Here is a 4,703-nt window from a genome sequence, read left to right on the forward strand (position 1 = left end):
ATCGGCTTTAACAGGATCCCAAGCGGTGAACTCCCCCAAGTTGCCCTCTGGTCCAGCATAAAACTTTTCTTCGATTCCTAAATAAGGTGTGCCCGCAATGTAGTTGACATCCTGTTCTTCATAATCCATCGACATGTTCAAGTGGGGCATGTACAAGAGGCCTGTGTGTGGAGAATAAGCAGAAGGACACCAATCTTTGCCTCCGGGAGCGCTCGGTGCTGCATCATGAACCACTTTACCAACTGCCGGATTTTTTTCTTCGACGCGAATTAAGCGGCCGGTCTTCAAATCGACGCCTTTACTCGTCGTGATCCGGCAGAATGGGGTGGCCGAAAGCACTTCACCGGTTGCACGGTCAATGACATACACATAACCGTTGCGATCAGGGTGCACCATTACTTTGCGCGTGATGCCGCCGATTTGTAAATCAAGCAGCACGCATTCGTTCACCGCATCGTGATCCCAAAGATCGTGCGGGCTACATTGATAAAACCACTTTGCTTGGCCATCGCTCGGTCGACGTGCAAAGATCCCCGATGTCCATTTGTTGTCGCCGGGACGCACGTCGGAATTCCAGGGTGCGGGATTCGACGTTCCGTAATAAATCAAATCCAACTCGGAATCATACGAAATCCAAGCCCACACACGACCGCCGCCAATTTCCCATTTGCCAGGCGGCCACGATTTGACGCCTAGGTCTTTGCCACGATCATTTTCATAAAATGGTTTGAACTCGTCGCCTATTAAGCAATCTTTGTCCGGTCCCGTGCTCCAGGCCCGCCAATCGATGTTTCCATTTTTGATATCAACAGCCGCCAGCCATCCGCGCACGCCAAAGTCAGCAGCCCCATTGCCGACCAAAGCACGTCCTTTGACAATGAGCGGGGCCATCGCCATCGTTTCCCCCGTCGTTACTTCACCGAGCTTCGTCTTCCAGAGTTCTTTGCCTGTATTTGCGTCGACTCCGATTGTGTAGTCGTCAAGAGTGTTGATAATCACTTTTCCATCGGCATATGCACAGCCGCGCGTAATGAAATCGCAGCAGATAACGCCTTGGGCAATGGCCGAAGGGTGAGGCTCATATTTCCATTTCATCGCGCCTTCATTTTTTAAGTCGAGAGCGTACAAAATGTTTGGAAATGGCGCGATGACATACATTGTGTCCCCCACCACCAATGGCGCCGCTTCCTGCCCGCGGTTGACACCTGTAGAAAAAGTCCACGCGACCTGAAGCTGGCCAACATTTTCCGGCGTGATTTCTTTCAATCCGCTATAGCGGGTATTGGCATAATCCTTTGAAGCCGTGAGCCACTGGCCGTCTTCGAGATCATCCGTATTGCGAAATGGGGGAACATCGGCGGCAATTGCTATGGCACTAATGAAACCCAAACAAGCCGCCAGCAAAACGACGCACGTTTTCATCATTTTTATCCACTTAGCAAACACGACAAGAAAAGAATGGCCCGTACGGTAGCAAGAGCTGCGCCGGAACTTAGATTTGCCGGTGCCTCGTTACCCAAGCGGAAACTTTGGGCCGAATACGAGCACTCTGAACGATTATCAGCCAATTCTTGAGCGCGATGTGCGACTGGCTGGCTTTAGTTAAATACCAACGCTTTTTACCGGCGGTCGTTCAGGAGTGGCGTGATCTGTCGCGTCTTCCGGCTGCCGACCCGTTTCTAGAAACAGTTTGGCCCGCTGAAGTAAGTCTTCCAATAAGGCCTGAGGATCATAACCAAACAATTTAGCCGCTGTGTGTCCAATAATCCCCGCCGGCGGATAATACCGAAGCCAGAATTGAACCTTTGTGCGGTTGGATTGCAAAGATTTGAAACGTGCTTCCTTCGTGAACTTGATCTGTGAATCCGGTCCACTCCTAGATGCTACAAGTTTATTCGGGATACGACGAGTGATAAGCTCGTCAAAGAAAACTTTTAACCCACCGGGCAAAAGCAACACTTTTTGGTAATGGTCATCCGCGAGTTCACGGGCTTCGGCGAAAATGTCGCTGAAACGCGGGTAGTTTTCCGGATTGCTAAGCAGGTCGTAGACTTCGGTGATGGGGGCATGGATGATCATCCCCTTGCGAGTGTCTACTGGATGGGCATGCGCAGAGCTATGCAAGAGCTTTTGTGACTTAACTTTGATCGTTCCTCGACCGGATATTCCGAGACCCAGGGCCCCTAAGGCTAAGGAGAATGGCGATCGATTTCTCAAAAAATGGATAACTAATGCCGGTCCAGTTAACCCAGCCCCCATTCGCCCCAGCGATCTTACCAGAATGGCCAACGAGCTTTTGGAATGGGAAGGCCCCGCGCTTAGAGATTTTTTCTTTGTACGTGTCCGCACCAAGGCACTAGCAATGCCAACGGTTCCAACAGTTGCAAACATCCAAAATATCAAAGGTTTCGGTTTCAAAAGAATTACCTGATGCGCAGTGGTACGATTCGTGAGTTTGGGGGACCTATTGCTGGCGTGCAACTCCTATGCCTGCTAGAGCATGGCTTTGCGATCGCGGTCCAACTTTTGCAATTCCTGGATGCTATGAGCCGTAAGCAACCAAAACTGCGATTTAACACTCTCCGAGGCCGCGCTCAGCAAATTGTCACCCGCCTCATGAATTCAATTGCCTTTCACGACGGCGATTGTTGTTCGGTTGAAGACTTCGCTCGAGAGTTCAAAACGACGCCAGGACGCCTCAAAACCACTCTCAAGCGCCTCGAAGAAGCTGACTTGGTAAAAGTTCAAGGGGACCTGATGGAGCAGGTCATTCCAACCTCGAAGCTTCTCCAACACCGAGACCGAAAGTTGACGAAACAAAAAACCGCTCGGCTAATTCGACAATACAAGCGAGGTCGTTATGAATGAGCAGTCGATGGTTACTTTCTGTAAAAAACCGGACAAACATGTGGATGTGCCAACTTTCGGGTGACGTGGATGTCTACGAAAACGTATTGGCATTGGATAAAGGAGCTGTTCTCAGAATGGTCGCAAGACAATGCCCCGCGATTGGGAGCCGCGCTAGCATATTACGCGGGTTTCTCGATTGCGCCCTTAATCGTGATAGTTCTCGCGGGGGCTAGTCTAATCTTCGGAAAAGACGCGGCAACGGGGGCATTGAATAGTCAACTCCGAGAACTGATTGGCGAACAAGGCGCCCAGGCAGTGGCCGGGCTGGTTGCCAGTGCCGACAAACCGGCGGAAGGCATAATCGCTACGATCTGCGCGATGGTTGTCCTTCTGTTTGGTGCTTCCGGAGTATTTGGTGAATTGCAAAGTTCCTTGAATTCCATTTGGCACGTCGACCAAACGGTCGCCGGGTTTTGGCAGAACGTCAAGAATCGCTTCTTGTCATTTGCGATGGTGCTAGGAACAGGGTTTCTGCTTTTGATTTCGCTTGTAGTCAGTGCCGCACTCGCGGCAGCCACTAAATCGCTCTCAGCGTCGGTGCCCCTGCCGATCTGGTTAATGCAAAGCATTCATCAACTGATTTCATTTGTTATTACGGCGTTACTTTTTGCGCTGATTTTTAAAATACTTCCAGATGTCGAAATTCGTTGGAAGGATGTCTGGATCGGCGCCATTGCGACTGCCGGATTATTCACGATCGGAAAATATCTAATCGGACTATATCTCGGTCAATCTGCGGTTGCCTCGTCGTACGGAGCCGCCGGTTCGTTTGTCGTTCTTCTGGTGTGGGTCTATTATTCAGCGCAAATTCTTTTCCTCGGTGCGGAATTCACGAAGATTCATGCTCGCACTTATTCCGCATCAAGTCCTGATAGTCGCAAATGATCATCTCGTCGATTGGACCGACTTTCGATCGTAATGAAATGGCCAATGCGTGCATTTCCTAACTCGGCTTGCTAACGCTGCAGGGAAGGTCGCCGAGCTATTCCACGCTAAGGGTATAGGAATTGCATCCTTTGCAAACCATTCAGAAGACAGGTCCCCCATGAGCTTCCAAGACCTAAAAATCGGCGATACGGTTGGCCTCCAATACGACTATGGGATGCGAATCAACGCCGCGCAGATTATTTATGTGGGCCTGACCTGCTATCAGCTTTCCAATGGCTTTTTGTATCGCCGAGTCAACGGACGCTGTGTTCAAGGCTCTCCGGGTGGTCGAATAATGCTCGAACTAAATTTAAATGGCGATTGCGCTTCACAGACACAACTGAGTTAAACATGTTGCGGCCAGTCCTAGATTTGCTAGCCCGGTTTTGCGGTTTTGGGGCCGGCTGCTGATCGCGTTATTGCCCGAAAGAGGGAAGCATCCGTGAGCATCAAGCTAAGATCCTTCGACCGGCAGGTAATAGTGATTACAGGCACGTCCAGCGGATTGGGTTAACGATAGCCTTCGCGCCGCGGGACGCCGGCACACGGTTGAGCGTGACGAATGAGAGCTTCTAGGAACAGCAGCATAGACCGCAAGTGGAACGGTAAGACCGTTTTGATCACCGGCGGATCGCGCGGCCTGGGGTTGGAAATGGCCCGCCTATGGGCTCAGTACGGGGCAAGGGTTGGTATTTGTGCTCGCACGGAAGCGGACGTCGATATAGCGGTTGACGAACTGCGTGTGTATTCCAGCGAAGTTTTTGGGCAGAGCTGCGACATTACGTCCGAGTGTCAAGTTAAAAAATTTGTTGCAGCGGCTAAGGACCGCTGGGAAACGATCGATGCGATTGTCAACAACGCTGGCA

Annotated in this window: 5 protein-coding genes; 3 read left to right on the top strand and 2 right to left on the bottom strand. The window is 50.9% G+C overall.

Translation table 11 applies throughout. The features are described 5' to 3' along the window. Positions 1–1,425: PQQ-dependent dehydrogenase, methanol/ethanol family (locus VFE46_00620; protein ID HZZ26478.1), on the bottom strand; the 1,425-nt coding region annotated here is incomplete at its 3' end. Between the two features lie 177 nt (positions 1,426–1,602). After that, complete coding sequence (locus VFE46_00625; GenBank protein HZZ26479.1) at positions 1,603–2,418, bottom strand: SRPBCC family protein; 816 nt, start codon at positions 2,416–2,418, stop codon at positions 1,603–1,605. A gap of 12 nt (positions 2,419–2,430) precedes the next feature. Between VFE46_00625 and VFE46_00630 the strand changes: the two genes are divergently transcribed. From VFE46_00630 to VFE46_00640, 3 genes are all read left to right on the top strand, one after another. Continuing rightward, positions 2,431–2,868 (top strand): hypothetical protein, encoded by a 438-nt coding sequence (locus tag VFE46_00630; protein HZZ26480.1) that lies wholly within the window; start codon positions 2,431–2,433, stop codon positions 2,866–2,868. Between the two features lie 69 nt (positions 2,869–2,937). Continuing rightward, on the top strand, positions 2,938–3,795 hold the full coding sequence (locus tag VFE46_00635; GenBank protein ID HZZ26481.1) for a YihY/virulence factor BrkB family protein: 858 nt from the start codon (positions 2,938–2,940) through the stop codon (positions 3,793–3,795). A gap of 658 nt (positions 3,796–4,453) precedes the next feature. After that, positions 4,454–4,703: SDR family NAD(P)-dependent oxidoreductase (locus VFE46_00640; GenBank protein ID HZZ26482.1), on the top strand; the 250-nt coding region annotated here is incomplete at its 3' end.

The organism is Pirellulales bacterium, assembly GCA_035656635.1.
Lineage (GTDB): Bacteria > Planctomycetota > Planctomycetia > Pirellulales > JADZDJ01 > DATJYL01.

Excerpts from the sequence above, each read along its gene's own strand:
- VFE46_00635 (HZZ26481.1), top strand. The coding sequence starts at position 2,938 with ATGTCTACGAAAACGTATTGGCATTGGATAAAGGAGCTGTTCTCAGAA.
- VFE46_00630 (HZZ26480.1), top strand. The coding sequence starts at position 2,431 with ATGCGCAGTGGTACGATTCGTGAGTTTGGGGGACCTATTGCTGGCGTG.